The 17,544-nt window shown below is 67.6% G+C and carries 16 protein-coding genes; 10 read left to right on the top strand and 6 right to left on the bottom strand.

Annotation, left to right across the window (positions count from 1 at the left end; translation table 11 throughout):
- Positions 1 to 305 precede the first annotated feature (305 nt).
- Positions 306 to 1,880: an adenylate/guanylate cyclase domain-containing protein gene (locus QC765_RS15240; RefSeq protein WP_278315288.1), complete on the bottom strand. Its 1,575-nt coding sequence runs from the start codon at positions 1,878 to 1,880 to the stop codon at positions 306 to 308.
- 100 nt (positions 1,881 to 1,980) lie between these two features.
- Between QC765_RS15240 and nucS the strand changes: the two genes are divergently transcribed.
- Together nucS and QC765_RS16535 are read left to right on the top strand one after the other, a co-directional pair.
- Entirely contained in the window at positions 1,981 to 2,640 is a 660-nt protein-coding gene (gene nucS / locus QC765_RS15235) for an endonuclease NucS (RefSeq protein WP_278315287.1), read from the top strand.
- Positions 2,594 to 3,079 (top strand): Rv1322 family protein, encoded by a 486-nt coding sequence (locus QC765_RS16535; protein WP_507762904.1) that lies wholly within the window; start codon positions 2,594 to 2,596, stop codon positions 3,077 to 3,079. The genes nucS and QC765_RS16535 overlap by 47 nt, the downstream gene beginning before the upstream one ends.
- A 41-nt stretch (positions 3,080 to 3,120) precedes the next feature.
- Here QC765_RS16535 and QC765_RS15225 read toward each other — a convergent pair whose 3' ends face one another.
- Both QC765_RS15225 and mce read right to left on the bottom strand, forming a co-directional pair.
- Entirely contained in the window at positions 3,121 to 4,101 is a 981-nt protein-coding gene (locus QC765_RS15225) for a coiled-coil domain-containing protein (RefSeq protein ID WP_278315285.1), read from the bottom strand.
- A 90-nt stretch (positions 4,102 to 4,191) separates the two neighbouring features.
- A complete protein-coding gene (gene mce, locus QC765_RS15220) occupies positions 4,192 to 4,665 on the bottom strand; it encodes a methylmalonyl-CoA epimerase (protein WP_278315284.1) in 474 nt (157 codons plus the stop codon).
- A gap of 174 nt (positions 4,666 to 4,839) precedes the next feature.
- Here mce and QC765_RS15215 point away from each other — a divergent pair, with 174 nt between their 5' ends.
- From QC765_RS15215 to QC765_RS15205, 3 genes are all read left to right on the top strand, one after another.
- On the top strand, positions 4,840 to 6,030 hold the full coding sequence (locus QC765_RS15215; protein WP_278315283.1) for an acetyl-CoA C-acetyltransferase: 1,191 nt from the start codon (positions 4,840 to 4,842) through the stop codon (positions 6,028 to 6,030).
- 247 nt (positions 6,031 to 6,277) lie between these two features.
- Positions 6,278 to 6,679, top strand: coding sequence for a DUF3817 domain-containing protein (locus tag QC765_RS15210; protein WP_278315282.1), 402 nt, complete (start codon positions 6,278 to 6,280; stop codon positions 6,677 to 6,679).
- Positions 6,680 to 6,736: 57 nt separating this feature from the next.
- On the top strand, positions 6,737 to 7,699 hold the full coding sequence (locus tag QC765_RS15205; protein ID WP_278315281.1) for a tetratricopeptide repeat protein: 963 nt from the start codon (positions 6,737 to 6,739) through the stop codon (positions 7,697 to 7,699).
- A gap of 26 nt (positions 7,700 to 7,725) precedes the next feature.
- On the opposite strand, the gene QC765_RS15200 is transcribed toward QC765_RS15205, so the two are convergent.
- The 3 genes from QC765_RS15200 to glgB all read right to left on the bottom strand — a co-directional run bounded on the left by QC765_RS15200 (position 7,726) and on the right by glgB (position 12,382).
- Positions 7,726 to 8,700, bottom strand: a complete 975-nt coding sequence (locus QC765_RS15200) for a dipeptidase (RefSeq protein ID WP_278315280.1) — start codon at positions 8,698 to 8,700, stop codon at positions 7,726 to 7,728.
- A gap of 66 nt (positions 8,701 to 8,766) precedes the next feature.
- Positions 8,767 to 10,095, bottom strand: a complete 1,329-nt coding sequence (locus tag QC765_RS15195; RefSeq protein ID WP_278315279.1) for a neutral zinc metallopeptidase — start codon at positions 10,093 to 10,095, stop codon at positions 8,767 to 8,769.
- Positions 10,088 to 12,382 carry a 1,4-alpha-glucan branching protein GlgB gene (gene glgB, locus QC765_RS15190; protein WP_278315278.1) on the bottom strand — a complete coding sequence of 765 codons (2,295 nt, stop codon included), beginning with the start codon at positions 12,380 to 12,382 and terminating at the stop codon, positions 10,088 to 10,090. Before glgB ends, QC765_RS15195 begins: the two co-directional genes overlap by 8 nt.
- Positions 12,383 to 12,562: 180 nt before the next feature.
- Here glgB and QC765_RS15185 point away from each other — a divergent pair, with 180 nt between their 5' ends.
- The 5 genes from QC765_RS15185 (at position 12,563) to QC765_RS15165 (ending at position 17,366) form a co-directional block, all read left to right on the top strand.
- On the top strand, positions 12,563 to 13,384 hold the full coding sequence (locus tag QC765_RS15185; RefSeq protein ID WP_278315277.1) for an ABC transporter ATP-binding protein: 822 nt from the start codon (positions 12,563 to 12,565) through the stop codon (positions 13,382 to 13,384).
- Between the two features lie 35 nt (positions 13,385 to 13,419).
- Positions 13,420 to 14,199 (top strand): enoyl-CoA hydratase/isomerase family protein, encoded by a 780-nt coding sequence (locus tag QC765_RS15180; RefSeq protein ID WP_278315276.1) that lies wholly within the window; start codon positions 13,420 to 13,422, stop codon positions 14,197 to 14,199.
- Positions 14,200 to 14,253: 54 nt separating this feature from the next.
- Positions 14,254 to 15,270 (top strand): class I SAM-dependent methyltransferase, encoded by a 1,017-nt coding sequence (locus QC765_RS15175; protein WP_278315275.1) that lies wholly within the window; start codon positions 14,254 to 14,256, stop codon positions 15,268 to 15,270.
- A 15-nt stretch (positions 15,271 to 15,285) separates the two neighbouring features.
- The gene (locus QC765_RS15170; RefSeq protein WP_278315274.1) at positions 15,286 to 16,491 is read left to right on the top strand and encodes a class I SAM-dependent methyltransferase; all 1,206 of its coding nucleotides are present in this window, start codon (positions 15,286 to 15,288) and stop codon (positions 16,489 to 16,491) included.
- A 185-nt stretch (positions 16,492 to 16,676) separates the two neighbouring features.
- The gene (locus QC765_RS15165; RefSeq protein WP_278315273.1) at positions 16,677 to 17,366 is read left to right on the top strand and encodes a DedA family protein; all 690 of its coding nucleotides are present in this window, start codon (positions 16,677 to 16,679) and stop codon (positions 17,364 to 17,366) included.
- The last annotated feature ends 178 nt before the right edge of the window (positions 17,367 to 17,544 follow it).

Below are 17,544 nucleotides of genomic sequence, written 5' to 3'. Positions count from 1 at the left end.
TAAGCCCTCCAGCGCCGATGGTACTGCACCCGACAGGGTGCGGGAGAGTAGGACACCGCCGGGCAAACACATGTGAAGAGAAGCGGGAGGGGCGGTCGCCAGTGGGCGGCCGCCCCTCCCGCCCTTTTCCGCATCCACCCCCGGCCGCCGGCCGCCGGGACCGGCCGGGGCCGCCCGCCCCGCGCGCCCGGGCGGGCGCGCCCACCGCCTACAGTGGTCACCAGATCAATGTCGTCCGCGCTATGAGGCCGCGGCTGTGAGGCGAAGAGCAGGCACCAACCAACGCCTAGCTCTCACGTGCTGGATCAGGCCGATTCCACCGGCTCCGCCGTAGCCTTGCGCGGGACCGAAACAACCGTCGTCGCCTCGCGGCCGCGCAGCTGCACCTCGCGCTCAGACCGCCACTTGCGAGCCTCTCGAGAACCAGCAGATTCCACGCATGCCCCGGACGCCGCGATCCTGCCAGGGACGGTCTTCGCCACGTCCGATAGTCGTGCCGCCTCGTTCACCGGATCCCCGATGACGGTGTACTCGAACCGTTCGTGCGCGCCCACGTTGCCAGCGACAGCCACTCCGCACGCCACACCGATGCCTGCCTCGCAATCAGGAACCTCACGCTCGAGCCTCTTCATGATCGTTCGCGTGGCACGCAGTGCGGCTCCAGCGGAATCGTCCACTTCCACCGGCGCTCCGAAGATCGCGAGGGCGGCATCTCCCTCGAACTTGTTGATGAATCCTCCGTTGCGATCCACCTCCTCGACCACCACCGCGAAGAACCGATTGAGCAAGGTAACCACCTCTGTCGGTGGCAACTGGGTCGCAAGCTTCGTCGAACCGATCAAGTCGATGAAGAACACCGCGATGAATCGTTCCTCCCCACCAAGCTCAATATCGTGTTGCAGCGCATTATCAGCGACAGCGCGCCCGACGTGCCGACCGAACAGATCGCGGATTCGTTCCCGCTCACGCAGTCCTTCAGCCATCCGGTTGAAGCCGACTTGAAGATCACCAAGCTCGGATCCATCGAACACGACGACCCGGGCATCGAGATCGCCTTTCTCGATCTTGCGCATGGCATGCCGCACCACGCGAACGGGAGCGATCGTTCGGGAGGTATTCAGCAGTTCCATGAAGCTGCCGAACAACAGGACGATCGCTCCGAGCGCGAGGATGGAAACGATCAACGATGTGATTGTGGCGTCCTCGCGAATCGTGGCGGCGAGTGCGATGACCATCAATCCACCGACGGGGACACCGGTGCCAACCATCCAGGTGACCATGGATCGGCTGACCGCGCCTGCCCGGCGCCCGGGGCGATCGCCGTAAGAAAGGACCTCGGCCGCTATTGGCCGCAGCGCGAACTCGCTCAATAGATAGGCGATGGCGCAGACCACCAATCCTGCCGAGGAAAGGGTGAACGCGACCTTGGCGATGATCTCGGGTTCGATGAAGCCGTACCAGGTGGTGAAGACCAGCGTCGCGGTGCTCCAGAGCGCGAGCTGGATAAAGGTCAGCCGCCATGGGGTCGCGAGCGCGATGCGTCGCTGCCGCGCGGTGGGCGTCTCGCCGCTTCGGGACCAGCGCAAGTCCTTGAGCGCCTTCCGGGTTCCCCATAAGAGGCCGACCAGGAGCGAGGCCACGATGTAGATGGGGACCCCGACCATGCTTGGCAGGCGGAACTTGGCCTGCAGCACCTCGGGGCCAGGCACGACCCAGAGGAGAAGCACCACCACGATCGCGATCCCGATGATGTTGGCGCTGACTAGGAAGAGGGTGAGGAGCAACTGCACCCGGACGCGCCTCGCGGTCCGTCCCTCGTTCTCCCGGCCGAGCAGCCAGGAGCCGAGCGGTGACTTGGGACTGGGCAGGACAGGGCTCATGGCCCCAGAGTAGGGGAGCCGCGGCGTGGCCTTGGGAGGTTAGCGCAGTCTGCCCCGCGTGGCATTGGGTGCCTGGCCACGATGCACCTATTGTGGACGGGTGCGTTTAGTGATTGCTCAGTGCCAGGTGGACTATGTCGGACGCTTGACCGCTCATCTCCCGCTCGCCAAGCGGCTACTGCTGGTGAAGGCGGATGGGTCGGTGAGCATCCACGCCGATGACCGGGCCTACAAGCCGTTGAACTGGATGAGCCCCCCGTGCACATTGACCGAGAACGGCAACGAGTGGGTCGTGGTGAACAAGGCGGGCGAGGAGCTGCGCATCACCATCGAGGAGGTGGAGCTCGATGCGTCGCATGAGCTGGGCGAGGACCCGGGCCTGATCAAGGACGGGGTGGAGGCGCACCTGCAGATCCTGCTCGCTGAGCATGTGGAGACCCTCGGCGACGGCTACCGCTTGGTCCGGCGCGAGTTTCCGACAGCGATCGGCCCGGTCGACCTGATGTGCCGGGACTCGGAGGGCATCAGCGTGGCTGTCGAGGTGAAGCGGCGGGGCGAGATCGACGGCGTGGAGCAGCTCACCCGCTACCTCGAGCTGCTGAACCGGGATCCGTTGCTGGCACCGGTGCGCGGTGTGTTCGCGGCCCAGCAGATCAAGCCGCAGGCGCGGACGCTTGCCACGGATCGGGGAATCCGCTGCTTGACCCTTGACTATGACCAGTTGCGGGGAATGGGCAGCGACGAGTACCGCCTCTTCTAACAAGCCCCGTGTGTCGAATCTCGCCGCGCACGGGACATCGAGGCGTTCTTCGGCGTGCGCCAGCCCAGATAGACTGGAACGCATGCCGCGCCGGAACACGCCCCAGCGGAACACAAGCCAGCGTCGCCAGTCGGGACGCCGCCCTGGCGCTAGCGACGCTCGGCCGCCAGGCCTGCATTCCCGCGGACTGTCGAGCCCCCGCACCGAGCATGGCTCCCCGAAGGGCTGGGGCGATGACGAGTTCCTGGTGCGTGATGTGCCGGGCAGCGCCGCGACGAAGGACTACCGGTGTCCAGGCTGCGATCAGGTCATCATGCGAGGTTTCGCGCACGTCGTAGCGTGGCCTAGCAGGCCAGGGGGCACCGATGACCGGCGCCATTGGCACCGCGCATGCTGGAACAGGCGCGCGACCCGCTCGGTGACCAGGAAATGGTCATGATCGAAGCGGATCGCGCGCCTGCCGCAAGTGGCTAGCTCGTACTACTGGCCTGATCGCGAGTCGTTGTCGTCGGACTCGAACGGGTCCTGCATCTCGCCGGTGGTCTCGCTGTCGGTGGCGTAGCGGCGGGTGTTGCGCGAGTTGTCGTCAATGGCGTCATCAGCCGCGGTGCGCGCGCTCGTCTCGGAGTCGGTCTTGCCGAGCGAGGTGGGGAAGGCGTCGAACTGCTCCCGGACCTTGGCGATCTGCTTGAGCAGGTGATCCCGCACGGATCCGAGCTCGTCGACGATCTCGGTGGCGCGGGCGATACGGGTATTGGCATCGCCGGTGGCCTCGTTGATGACGTCCTCAGCCTCCGCGTGCGCCTCGTTGACGGTGCGATCAGCCTCGCGCCGCGCACGATCGCGCAGCTCCTCGATCTCGCGAAGCGCTGCTGTGCGCTTCTCCGACATGGTGGCGTTGAAGTCCTCGAGCTCCTGCCGCTGCTGCGCTGCGGTCTCGGCCTCGATCTGGCGACGCTTCGCCTCGGCGCCCTCGGCAATGCGCTCTGCCTCGCTGCGCGCCCGGGCGAGCGTTTCCTTCTGCTCGGCCTCGAGGCGAGCACGTCGCTGCGTCCACTCCTCGTACTCGCGCTTCTGCCGGGTCTCGAGCTCATGCGCGTTCTGCTCGGCGATCGACATGATCTCGGCAGCCTCGGCACGGGCCTGCTCGCGTGTCTCGGTGGCCTCGTCAGCTGCTAGTCGCATCATGCGGGCAATGCGGTCGCTGACATCCGCGGCGGAGGTCGGCGTGGTCGCGAGCTGGTCGACCTCCTCGCGGAGTGCCTGGATCTCAGCACGTGCCTCGTCAAGCTGGTAGGCGAGATCGTTCGCCTGCGCGGCGATGGCGTCGCGATCGGCCGCAGTGACGCGGATCTCGGCGTCGATGCGACTGAGGTGCTCATGGACCTCAGTGCGCTCGTAGCCACGCATCGCAATGCTGAACATCGTGCTGTGGGGGGTTGCTTCAGTGGTGCGCGCCATCGTTATCAGCCTCTATCGTGCGGTGCGCTTCCGTCCCGGGGGAAGCCGCTGTCACTGGATCGGGTGAACACAGTGTGCACGTCATAGCTGTTATTGGTGGTGTGGCGCGCCGTGCGCGGGCTCAACAAGTTCGACGAGGATGCCGCCCGCGTCCTTGGGGTGGACGAAGTTGATGCGCGAGTCGGCGGTGCCACGTCGGGGCTCGTCATAGAGCAGGCGGACACCGAGGCCGACCAGGTGCTCGGAGACGGCGTCGAGGTCGGTGACGCGGTAGGCGAGCTGTTGCATCCCGGGGCCGTGGCGGTCCAGGAACTTCTTGATGGTCGAGCTGTCGTCGAGGGGCGCGAGGAGCTGGATCGCGGTGGCCGCGATGAGGTCGGTCTCCTGCGCGGCGGGGACGAGCATCGCTTCCTCGACCCCTTGGCCCTCGTTGGTCTCGCGGTGCGCGACGACAAGGCCGAAGGTGCGGCTGTACCAGTCGATAGCCTGGTCGATGTCAGCCACCGCGACACCGACATGGTCGATCGCCGTGATCAAGGAGCCGATCTCAGGTGTGGACAGCATGGAATGACGTTATCGTCGCGCTGCCAGGATTGCCCAATCATCGTGATCCACGCCACACGGGCGCGGTGGGCCAGGCAGGCCGGTAGTCTTGCGGGGCGCAGGAGCCAGGACTCGTCGGGTCTCGTCCTCTCCTTGCCCCACACGTTGAGATTCGTCAGGAATGCGGAGGTTCGGATGACAACGTCGGTCATCGTTGCAGGTGCACGCACGCCCGTCGGCAGGCTGCTCGGCTCGCTGAAGGGACTGAGCGCCGCCCAGCTTGGTTCGATCGCCATCGCGGGCGCGCTCGAGAAGGCGGGTGTCGCGCCCTCCGATGTCGACTACGTCATTCTCGGCCATGTGCTGCAGGCCGGCCAGGGGCAGTTGCCCGCGCGCCAGGCCGCCGCGGGCGCGGGCATCCCGATGAACGTGCCCTCGATCAACATCAACAAGGTGTGCCTCTCGGGGCTCAACGCGATCGCCATGGCTGATCAGCTGATCCGGGCCGGCGAGGTGGAGGTCGTTGTCGCTGGCGGCATGGAATCGATGAGCAATGCCCCGCACCTGCTGCTCGGCAGCCGCGAGGGCACCAAGTTCGGCGACACCAAGCTTGTCGACCACATGGCTTTCGACGGCCTCCGGGATCACTTCACCCAGGAGGCCATGGGCAAGCTCACCGATGAGCGCAACGACTCCGACAAGGTGTCGCGGGAGGAGCAGGACTCCTTTGCGGCGGATTCCCACCAGCGCGCCGCTCGCGCCTGGGAGGCCGGGCTGTTCAAGGACGAGGTCGTTCCCGTGGAGATCCCGCAGCGCAAGGGCGACCCCGTGGTGTTCGATCGCGACGAGGGCGTGCGTGCCGACGCCACGGCCGAGTCCCTGGGCAAGCTGCGACCTGCCTTCCGCCGGGACGGCACCGTCACGGCGGGCAACGCCTCGCAGATCTCCGATGGCGCCGCCGCGGTCGTTGTCATGAGCAAGGACAAGGCCGAGTCGCTGGGCCTATCGTGGCTGGCCGAGATCGGGCCGCACGGCATGTCCGCTGGACCGGATTCCACTTTGCAGTCGCAGCCCGCGCTCTCCATCGCGAACGCCTGCACGAAGGCGGGCATCGAGCCGAGCGGGCTCGACCTCGTGGAGATCAACGAGGCATTCGCGGCGGTCGGCCTCGTCTCGGCGCGCGAGCTCGGCGTCAGCACCGATCAGGTCAACGTCAACGGCGGCGCGATCTCTATCGGTCATCCGCTCGGCATGTCCGGGGCCCGGATCGTGCTGCACCTCGCGCTCGAGCTGCAGCGCGGTGGCGGTGGCGTGGGTGCCGCGGGTTTGTGCGGCGGAGGCGGCCAGGGCGATGCGCTGATCGTGCGGGTGCCTTCTCGGGCATAGAGCTCCTGGTTGCGAACGGCCGGTGTGGCGCTACGGCTGCAAACGCGATAGAAACTGCCGAAATCCCTGGGCAGCTTCTATCGCGTTTGACAGTTTCCCGTGCTTTTGCCGACCTGCGGCGAACCCGCGGCCCGCGCTCGCCCAACCCGCGGCGAACCCGCGGCGAACCCGCGGCAAGAGGCAGGGGGCGCGTGATGTCTACGACATGATGTCGTAGTCGGTGGCGGTGTGCGGCACAATGGGCGGCATGCGCGCATCCCCGTACTTCCAGGACTTCTTCTCTCTCGCGACCCCGGCCAAGCGGTTCCGGCTCATCGCCGTGATCGAAGCACTGACCTGGGCGGGGCTGCTGGTCGGCATGTTCCTCAAGCATGTCACCCACACCACCGAGCTGGGGGTGCAAGTTTTCGGGGCGCTGCACGGCGGTGCGTTCATGGTGTTCATCGCCGTCACAGCGGCGACAGCCTGGAGCCTGCGATGGAACTGGCGGGTCATCGCGCTCGCGCTCCTCTCGAGCATCCCACCCCTGGCCACTGTGGTATTCGAGGTGTGGGCGGCGCGCCGTGGTCATCTCGCGGAACTCTCTGCCGCGGTGGAGCAGGGCGAGCGCGTGACTGCGCGGCAGCAGGCGGCGAGCACGGAGAGATAAGCCAACGGCGAACGCTCCAGGCTGTGAGCACGGCTTCGCTCATGCCAGACTGGGTACGTGACTCGACCTGGACGACCAACCTCTGCCGCCTCGTTCGCTGGTGCCGTTGACCTCTCGGCGCTCAAGGAACGCGCTAACCGCCGTCCCTCGCCACCGGCCAGCAGTCCTGCTGGGTCCCGGCCCGGCGCGGACACCCCAGCCTCCGCGCCATCGGGCGTGCCCGTGATCGTTGATGTCACCGAGGCGACCTTCGAGGCCGAAGTGGTCGAGCGCTCGAACCAGGTGCTCGTGGTCGTGGATCTCTGGGCTCCCTGGTGCGAGCCCTGCAAGCAACTGTCCCCGGCGCTGGAGAAGCTGGCGCGGGAGGGCAAGGGCAACTGGATCCTCGCGAAGGTCGACGTCGAGGAGAACCCCCGGATCGCGCAGGTCTTCGGTGTGGAGTCCATTCCGACGGTGGTGGCCATAGCTGGCGGGCAGCCGGTGCACGCATTCTCGGGCGCGCAATCGGAGGACCAGATCCGCAACTGGCTGGCCGAGCTGCAGAAAGCCGTCGGGGAGAAGCTTCCCGGCCTTGCTGCCGGGGGCGAGTCCGAGCCTGCGGAGCCGCCCACCGATCCTCGCTTCGAGGCCGCCGAGGAAGCCCTCAACCAGGGCGACTTCGACAAGGCGGAGGCGGAGTACGAGAAGATCCTCGGCGAGGAACCCCGCAATGCCGAGGCAAAATCCGGGCTCAACCATGCTCGCTTCCTCGCCCGCGTGCGCTCGATCGATCCCGAGGCCCCGCGCAAGGCCGAAGCCGATCCCTCCGATCTCGAGGCGCAGCTCGCCGCGGCGGATCTGGAGATCATCTCGCAGCAACCAGGCAAGGCGTTCCAGCGGCTCATCGGTGTCGTGCGCGATACCTCGGGCGAAGACCGCGCCGCAGCGAGAGAACGACTCCTCTCCCTGCTCGAGATGTTCGATCCCGCTGATCCGACCGTGCTTGCCGCGCGCCGGGATCTCGCCGCTGCCTTGTTCTAGGCAGACGGCAGGTACCGGTCTGCGACTCACGCCCCGGAAGAACCAGCCGCTCGCCAGCTCTGCTCCGCGACGCGGTAGAAGTTTCCACCGAGCACAGCGGTGATCTCGCCATCGGCCCATCCGCGCTGCTCGAGGTGCCGCCCGAGCTGGAGGAACGTCTCCGGCGGCATCCACTGGATCGGTCCCCAGCGGGTGTAGCTCTCGTCGAACAGCGCGGGGCTCGCGGCGATCTCTTCGAGGAAGTCCTCGTGGTCGAAGGAGTAGTCGCTGCTGACACCGACGTGCTCGATGCCAACGAGCTCGACCGCATGCTCGATGTGCCGGGTCAACGCCTCGAGCGTGGGTGTGTTGGGTCCGAGGAAGATGCCGACGCACGTGATCCCGATGACCCCGCCCGTCCCGGCGCAGGCCGTGGCTTGCTCGTCGGTGATGTTGCGCGGATGATCCCAGACCTCGCGCATGCAGGAGTGGCTGTAGATGACGGGCCTGGTGGACACCTCGCACATGTCGAGCCCGGTACGGGTGCTGCAATGCGATCCGTCAGGCACCATCCCCGCGGAGTTCATCTCCGCGACGATCGACCGTCCCCAAGCGGTGAGGCCGGTGTCCTCGGTGTCGAGGCAGCCGCAACCGGCAGCGTTCGCGTGGTTGTAGGTGGGCAGCATGGTGCGCACTCCGAGGATTGCGAACCGGTGAACATTGTCGAGGTCTCCCTCCAGCGGTCCAGAGTCCTCGAGATCGAAGGCGACGGCGATCCTCCCGGCTCCGCGCGCTACCGCCACGTCCTCGATGCTGGCCACGAGATCCATCTCGTCGGAAGCGGTGACCTCGCGCCGGAAGTGGTCCAGCAGCCTGAGCACATCGTCACGGCTATGCGGGGCATACCCGGCGTTGACGGAAGCGAAGGTTCCGCCGGGTCGGCGGTAGCGGGCCAGCTCCGACACATCGGCATCAGTGCTCAGTGGCAGGCAAGTGTGCTGTTCCCAGAGCAAAGGTGTCATGCCCCATGATCTTGCACGACACCGGGAATCACTGCGACGAGATTCCCAGGGTCGGCCCCTTCTCCACTACAGGTCCCCGCACGCCGCCAGGCCGCCCCGGAAGCCATCCCCGAAGGCGTTGGTGCGCGCGATCCCGATGGGAATGGCCGCGGCGACCAGGGAATTGAGCGCGGGGTCGAGCAGGGCAGTGAGCGCCTCGTCGAGGTCGCCGGGGGAGAGGTAGATCCTGCCTACCTCCTCGCGCGCGGTGGCCGCTGCCCAAGCTCCTGCCTGGCAGGTGGCGCTCGTGACAGCGCGCGAGTCGACCGCAGCGCCCTCCTGGGCGAGGATCGCATGCAGCGCCATGATGCTGAACGCGCTGAAATCACCTTGTGGCCTGGCGGTCTCGAGAACCTCAGTGGCGTGCTGGAGCTGAGGGAGGTCTAGTTCAAGACTATTGGTGCTCGCGCAATAAGACACGGGCGGCTGGAGCGTAGGCGCGGGGCAGGCGCTCCCGGCGTGCGGGACTACTGCGGGCGGCGCGGGCCAGTCCAGGAACTCGGCCAGGGAGGTGACCACGAGCCTCGCGGTTCCCTCGGTGACGGGCAGCTCACCACGATCAAGGGCGTGCGCGTACTGGTCCGGCATCCCGGCTTGTCGCTGCTCGATCGTTCGCGCAGTGATCCCGGCGCAGGCCTCCGCGCCACTGTGCACGCCGGTGGCAAATGCGTCGATGCGGTCGAATCCGGTGCCGTGCCGTGCTTCACCGACGGGCGAGGGGTCGCGCACCGAAAGGAGCGTGAGCAGCACCGCGTCGAGCGCATCGGTGGTATTCATCTGGAAGCGGGCAGATCCGTCCCGCATCACGCTCCCGAGGTAGGTGCCGGCGAAGCAGTCCGCTTGCTGCTCCCAGACGAGGGGTTCGTCCTCCATTCCAGGGAGCCCGAGCGCGGCGCTGATGGCATGGCCATGCTCGTGCGCGAGGACGAGCACCCCGGAGAGGGCTCCGAACTCGTTGATGATCTCGGGAAACCGGAGCGTGCGATCCCATCCGATGGTCCCGGTCGCTGGGCAGTAGGCCGCGACTCCAAGGCTGGCCACGTCGGCGGAGCAGAACGTGTCGCTCGGACTGGTCCCGTCGTAGGGCTCGATCGCGATTCCGACTGGTGCCGATGCGAGCTCCTCGGACCAGAAGGCATCGAGGTCGCTGAGGGCCTGGGCGGCAAGGTGATCGGCAGTGCTGTCGACGGTTTGCCCCGGTAGCTCGAAAGTGGGCGCGGGCGGGTCCTGCCGGAGCCCACTGGGTCCAAAGGTGACTGGCAGGGGAGAGGGTTCGTCACCTGGCGGCGCCGTGCACGCTGTGACAGTGCATATGCAGGCCACGAGCGCAGCAGCCCAGCGATGCAGGCTAGGCATCCGTCCCTGGCCCGGCCCAGGTGAACCACATCGAGGTCAGGGCGGGAATAGTGATAACCGCGCATGCCTGGTGCCCGTGCCAGGGCGTCGGGAACGCCTCGGTGCTGCCGAGATTGCCCTCGCCGCTCCCGCCGTACTCGCGGGCGGCGGTGTTGAGAACCTCATCCCACTGGCCGGGCCTCGGCAGCCCAACGCGGTAATGGTCGAGATCGGTGCCACCGTGGTTGGTGATGCAGGCCAGCAGGCTGTTCCCGCTCGCGCGCAGGAACGAGACGACGCTATTGCGCGAGTCGGCCGCGTCGATCCAGGCGAACGATTCAGGTGTTCCCTCGGACCGCCAGAGCGCGGGAACGTCGCGATAGAGGTGGTTGAGATCGTCGACGAGAAGCCTGATGCCGCGGTGCAGGGAACTGTCCGCGGAGCTGGTCGAGATCTCGAACCAGTCGAGGCCGCGCATCTCGCTCCATTCGGCGGTCTGCGCGAACTCCTGGCCCATGAAGAGCAGCTTCTTGCCGGGGTGCGCCCACATCGTCGCGAGCAGCGAGCGCACAGTGGCTGCTTGCTCGCTGTCGGTGCCGTTGGCGGTTCCGGTGGCGCGGGACCACAGCGTGCCCTTGCCGTGAACGAACTCGTCGTGGCCGAGGGGCAGCACGAAATGCTCGGCGAGGCTGCCCATCAGGGAGAACGTCACCTCGTTGTGGTGGTATCCGCGATGCTCTGGCGAGCGCGCGTGATAGCGGAGGACGTCGTTCATCCAGCGCATGTTCCACTTGAAGGTGAAGCCGAGCCCGCCGAGCCGCACGGACCGGGTCACGCCGGGCCACGACGTGGAGTCCTCGGCAATGGTGAGGCAGCCCGGCGCGTGGTGCTGCACGCTCGTCGTGAGCTCGCGGAGGAACTCCACGGCATCGAGGTTCTCGCGCCCGCCGAGCTCGTTGGGCGTCCAGTCGCCGGGGGGCCGGGAGTAGTCGAGGTAGAGCATCGAGGCGACAGCATCGACGCGCAGCCCGTCGATATGGAACTCGTCGATCCAGTAGAGGGCGCTCGAGATCAGGAAGTTGCGCACTTCGGGCTTGGACCAGTCGAAGATGTAGGTGCCCCAGTCGGGGTGCTCGCCGCGCTGCGGGTCGGGATGCTCGAACAGGGTGGTCCCGTCGAACCGGGCGAGGGCCCATTCGTCGCGGGGGAAGTGCGCGGGCACCCAATCGAGGATCACCCCGATCCCTGCGGCGTGGCAGGTGTCGATGAGATAGCGCAGGTCATCGGCGGTGCCGTGCCGGGGAGTGGGCGCGTAGTAGGAGGTGACCTGGTATCCCCAGGAGCCGCCGTAGGGATGCCCGGCCAGGGGCAGGAACTCGATGTGGGTGAAGCCCCGCGCCCGCGCGTAGGGCACGAGCACGTCCGCGAGATCCCGGAACGTGGCGGCGCCCTCGGCAAGCTCCCGCGACCATGAGGCCGCGTGCACCTCGTAGATACTGATCGGCTCGCGCGTCCAATCGGTGCGGGCGCGGGCGGCGAGCCATTCGTCATCGCTCCACTCGTGCACGGGTGGCGTGGCGATGCGGGAGGCCGTATGCGGCGGTATCTCGGTGTCGCGGGCCATTGGGTCCGCTTTTTCGTGGACCTGCCCATCGCGGCCGTGGATGTGGAACTTGTAGAGCTCGCCGGGCTGCGCGGAGGGCACCAGCACGTCCCACACGCCACCTTCGAGACGACGCATCGGGAAGGTGCGGCCCGACCAGTGATCGAAATCGCCTGTCACTGTGACACCTGCGGCGTGGGGCGCCCAGACTGTGAACGCGATGCCGCTGACGCCATCGATGGTCGCGGGCCGTGCGCCGAGCGCTTCCCACAGGCGCGCGCAGCTTCCCTCCGCGAACGCGGCGAGGCTTGGCCCCGGTACCGTCGGCGCGAGCCGGTACCCGTCCGGGGTGGTGTGCCGGCCGTCGGCATAACGGGCGGTGATCAGGTAGTCGAGGCACTCGGCCCGGATGTCATCGGGCAGGTCGTCACGGGGCAGGTCGACGGCGAAGATCCCGTCGCCCTCGGCATCAAGGGGGACAGGGTTTCCTGCGTGAAGCCCAGGGCTAGTGAGCTCCACGGCATGAGCGTAGGGGCGCAGGACCCGGATCGTGCTGCCGTGCGGGCCCAGGATGGAGTGCGGGTCGGGGTGGTGGCCACGGAGCAACTGCTCGCGCTCGGCGGGATCGAGCGGCGCGCGCGCGAGGGGGCCCGCCCCGAGGTGGTCCCGCGGCCGGGCCTGCCGCTCGCCCGGAGGAACCGTCATGGCCTGCCCCGATCGGTGGTCCGCACCCATCCAGTGTGCCAGCCAGGCCCGGTAGGGCTGGAGCGGGGCCGCGCCTCGCTGCCCATTCCTGCGCCGTCCTTTCTTGGGCCGCCCTTTCTTGGGCGGCCCTTTCCGACACACGGGGGGCCCGGCGTGTGGGCGGGGCCCGAGTGGGCCAAGATGGTAGCCGTGGGTGAACCGAATCCTGACCTGTTGCTCGAGTTCGATGGCGTGCTGCTCCGCCGCGGCCGCAATACCCTCGTGGGGCCCGTTGATTGGCGGGTAGCTCCGGGGGAGCGGTGGGTGGTGCTCGGCCCGAATGGCGCGGGCAAGACGTCCTTGCTGCGGATCGCGGCCGCTGAGCTGCATCCGACGGCGGGCGAGGCGCACTTGCTGGGCGAGACGCTGGGCCGTACCGATGTGTCGGAGCTGCGTCCCCGGATCGGCTTGTCCTCGGCCGCGCTGGCCCAGCGGGTCCCCGCCGAGGAGTCGGTCGGGGATCTCGTTGTCTCCGCCGCCTACGCGGTGCTTGGTCGCTGGCAAGAGGACTACGACGAGATGGACCATGAGCGGGCCCGCGAGATGCTCGGCGCTGTGGGAGCGGACCATCTCGTGGACCGCACCTACGGCACATTGTCGGAGGGGGAGCGCAAGCGCGTGCTGATCGCCCGCTCGTTGATGACCGATCCCGAGCTGCTCCTGCTCGACGAGCCCGCGGCAGGCCTCGATCTAGGCGGCCGGGAGGATCTCGTGGCGCGCCTCGCGGAGCTCGCGGCCGACGATGCGGCACCGGGCATCGTGCTGATCACCCACCACGTCGAGGAGATCCCGCCCGGCTTCACGCATGCGTTGCTCCTGCGGGAGGGGCGCGCGGTCGCTCAGGGGCCGCTCGAGCAGACCATCACTGCCGAGAACCTCTCCGAGGCGTTCGACCAGCCGATCAGCCTGACGGTGGAGCATGGCCGGTTCTTCGCGCGTCGCTCGGTATCGCCCCAGCGCTGATCGGGAAGCGGGACAGAACAGGGTAGCCTTCCAGCATGGCTGAATACGTCTCCCTCGAAGTTGCTGATGGCATCGGGACCATCAGGCTTGCCCGCCCCCCGATGAACGCGCTGAACCGCCAGGTGCAGGGCGAGCTGCAGGAAGTCGCCCGCGAGGCGACCCGCCGCGCTGATGTGCACGCGGTCATCGTCTACGGCGGCGAGAAGGTGTTCGCCGCCGGCGCGGACGTCAAGGAGATGGCGGGCATGTCCTTCCCGGAGATGTCGGAAGCCATCGGTGACCTGCAGGCCGGGCTCGGCGCCATCGCGACCATTCCCAAGCCCACCGTGGCCGCGATCACCGGCTATGCGCTCGGTGGTGGCCTCGAGGTCGCGCTGGGCGCGGACCGGCGGATCGTTGGCGACAACGCCAAGCTTGGCGTGCCCGAGATCCTGCTCGGCGTCATCCCCGGCGGTGGCGGGACGCAGCGGCTGGCACGGTTGATCGGACCGGCCCGCGCCAAGGACATGGTCTTCACCGGTCGTTTTGTCGCGGCCGAGGAAGCGCTGGCGATCGGCCTGGTCGATGAGGTCGTCGCTCCCGATGAGGTGTACAACGCGGCACGTGCCTGGGCGGGGCGCTTCGTGGGCGCGGCGGGCCGCGCGCTGGCTGCGGCCAAGGCCTCGATCGATCAGGGTCTCGACGCCGACCTCGGCACCGGACTGGCCATCGAGCGCCACTTGTTCGCTTCCCTGTTCGCCACCGAGGACCGCACCATCGGGATGGAATCGTTTGTCGAGAACGGCCCCGGTAAGGCAAAGTTCACCGGCAAGTAGCGCCGGTTCCAGGCGACCAGGACGACCATCTCCACGAGACAAGCAGGAAAGATCATGACGATGACTTCGAACGAGCCCATCCCGGCCGATGCGCGAGGCGAGGATCCCGCGCCCCGGCCGCACGCCACGGCGGAGGAAGTGGCAGCCGCCTTCGAGGACACCAAGCTCGCCCAGGTGCTCTATCACGACTGGGAGGCGGAGACCTACGACGAGAAGTGGTCGATCTCCTACGACGAGCGCTGCGTCTCCTACGCGCGGGGCCGGTTCGAGGCCATCGCGGGCGAGGACCAGCCGCTGCCCTACGAGCGGGCGCTCGAGCTTGGCTGCGGCACCGGGTTCTTCCTGCTGAACCTCATGCAGGCCGGGGTCGCCCGCACCGGCTCGGTGACCGACCTCTCGCCCGGCATGGTGAAGGTGGCGCTGCGCAACGCGGAGAACCTGGGCCTCGATGTCGATGGGCGCGTCGCGGACGCGGAGCGGATCCCTTACGACGACAACACCTTCGACCTCGTGGTGGGCCACGCCGTGCTGCACCACATCCCCGAGGTCGAGCAGTCGCTGCGCGAGGTGCTGCGCGTGCTCAAGCCCGGTGGCCGCTTCGTCTTCGCGGGCGAGCCCACCACCGTGGGCAACCTCTATGCCCGCAAGCTCGGCCAGCTCACCTGGTACGCCACGACCAACGTCACCAAGCTGTCGGCGCTCCAGGCATGGCGTCGCCCGCAGGCCGAGCTCGATGAGTCGTCGCGCGCGGCGGCGCTCGAAGCCGTCGTGGACCTGCACACCTTCGAGCCGCGCAAGCTCGAGCGGACTGCCCGCGACGCCGGGGCCGTGCAGGTCAAGGCACGCACCGAGGAGTTCGCTGCTGCCCTCTTCGGCTGGCCCATCCGCACGTTCGAGGCTGCCGTGCCCGCCGACAAGCTCAGCATGCAGTGGCGGCTGTTCGCCTACGAGGCATGGAAGAAGCTCAGCTGGCTCGATGAGACAGTGATGCGGCGCGTCGTGCCCCGCGGATTCTTCTACAACGCCATGATCACCGGCGTGAAGCCCACGCCAGGCAACACGGCCGGCTAGGCCGCGCGCGGCATCGTGGCCTACGAGTTTACTCGCGAGGACGTCGAGTTCCTTCGTTCCCCGCGCGGGGCGGAGGAGCTTGCCCTCGTCGACCAGATGCCACTGACCGAGCAAACCCTGGTCCGCGATATCACTTCGGCCAGGGAACGGCATGGTGACCGTGCCGCGGCGCTGATCGAGACGATCCGGCTCCGGCGCCGCGCCAGGATCAAGCTCGCTGCGGACCGGCCATGGCTGCTCACCGCCGATGCCCTCGAGCAGGCAACGCCCCTGCTGGTCGCCAGGCATCGCGCCCAAAGGCTGCACGGCCGCGACATCCACGATGTGACGTGCTCCATCGGAGCCGATCTCGCGGTGCTCGCCGAGCACGGCCGGTCGGTCATCGGCAGCGATATCGATCCCGTTCGTGCGTCCATGGCCGCGCACAATGCTCCCGCCGCACTGGTCATCCGCGCGGACGCGCTCGTGCCAAGCAGCCGGGGCACCGTCGTGGTCGCTGATCCCGCCCGCCGGGCAGACGGCCGCCGCACCCACGATCCGAGCAAGCTGGTGCCCCCGCTGCCTGATCTGCTCACTGCCTACGCGGACCGGGATCTCGTGGTGAAGTGCGCGCCCGGGATCGACTATGACGCGCTGGGCTGGCCCGGCGAGGTCGAGGTGGTCTCGCTCGACGGCGGCGTCCGGGAGACGGCCCTGTGGTCACGAGGGCTGACCGATGGCGGCACGACCCGGCGGGCAACCATCCTCCGCTCCGATGGCGCCCGGGACATGCTCACCGATGCCGAGCCCGATGACATTCCCGAGCGTCCCGAGGGGCAATGGATCATCGATCCCGATGGCGCCATCGTGCGGTCGGGGCTCGTGCGCCACTACGCTGCCCGGGAAGGCCTCTGGCAGCTCGATCCGCGCATTGCCTACCTCACTGGCGATCATCGCCCCGCGGGGGCGCGTGGTCACCGCATCCTTGAACGCGCCCCTTTCCGGGAGAAGCCCCTGCGCGCGCTGCTGCGCCGCCTCGACTGCGGATCGCTGGAGATCCTCGCCCGTGGCGTGCGGATCGATCCCGACGCGCTACGCCGTCGCCTCAAGCCCTCGGGCACGAGGTCACTGAGCCTCGTGATCGTGCGCATCGGCGATAGCTCGGAGGCGTTCGTGTGCGAGCCGGTGGCTCCCACCACTGCTACGGCCTCGCCCGGCGCTGCGCCCCCGTCACCTTCGTAGAGGCCCTGCGCGGTGTGCGCCCAGGGCCAGATCATCGGAGTAGTTGCGACCGCTGACAATCTCGGAAATCGCCTTCCGCGGAAGTTCGAGCGTGCTGGCGCTCGACGCCCTCCCTATCATTGGACGAGCTACCAAAACCTGAGTCCGCGTCGGCCCCATGCGGCATGTGAGAGGAATAGTCGAATATGGATCATCCTGCTGCCTTGGCCGCAATTTCAGGCTCGACTGACGGGTACGATGGGCTCATCGGCTGGGTGTTGGACCTCATGGAGCGACTGGGAGAGATCGGTGTCGGTCTGGCGATTCTGCTGGAGACGTTTTTCCCACCGATACCGTCCGAGGCCGTACTTCCGGTCGCAGGCTTTATGGCCTACGAGGGACGGATGAACTTTTGGGTCGCCTGGATCGCGGCCACGGTCGGCGCCCTGCTCGGCGCCTGGATCTGGTATGCCATAGGGGCGGCACTAGGCCGAGCCAGGACACGTCGCCTCGTTGGCCGCATCCCACTGCTGGACTTCGAGGACTTCGATAAGGCAGAGGCGTTCTTTCGGCGGTGGGGAGTGGCCGCCGTGCTCGTTGGGCGCTGCGTTCCCCTCGTCCGCTCGTTCGTCTCGATTCCTGCAGGCATTGAACGAATGCCGTTCGCGAACTTCACTGCGTACACCGCGATCGGGGCTGGTGCATGGAACTTCATCTGGATTGGGCTGGGCTACTCGTTCGGCCCTGCGATCAAGCCCGCACTCGAGCAATGGAGTGGCATCTTGTCGAATGCCGTGCTCGCCGTTATCGCGATCATGTTCGGTTGGTTCGTGATCGGCCGACTCCGTCGGCTCCGGAGCACTGTCCCGGAACCTGTTCCGTCTGCAGCGCAGTGAGCTTTGCGCGTCCTGAGTTTTTTAACGGCAAGGCCGGAGTCGCGCGTTCGCGCACGCCGACGAACCGCCTTTCGTCTCACCCCCGATCCCACTCCTAATCTCTGGCTCAAACGGTTCACCGGACAAGCGCCAGCCACCACTGCTTGGCTCCCGCGTACTAGGTGCTGCGCACTAGACT

Origin of the sequence: Hoyosella levis, assembly GCF_026008515.1 — a bacterium.
In the GTDB taxonomy this organism is placed as follows: domain Bacteria; phylum Actinomycetota; class Actinomycetes; order Mycobacteriales; family Mycobacteriaceae; genus Lolliginicoccus; species Lolliginicoccus levis.
This window is presented reverse-complemented; position numbering and strand designations above follow the sequence as displayed.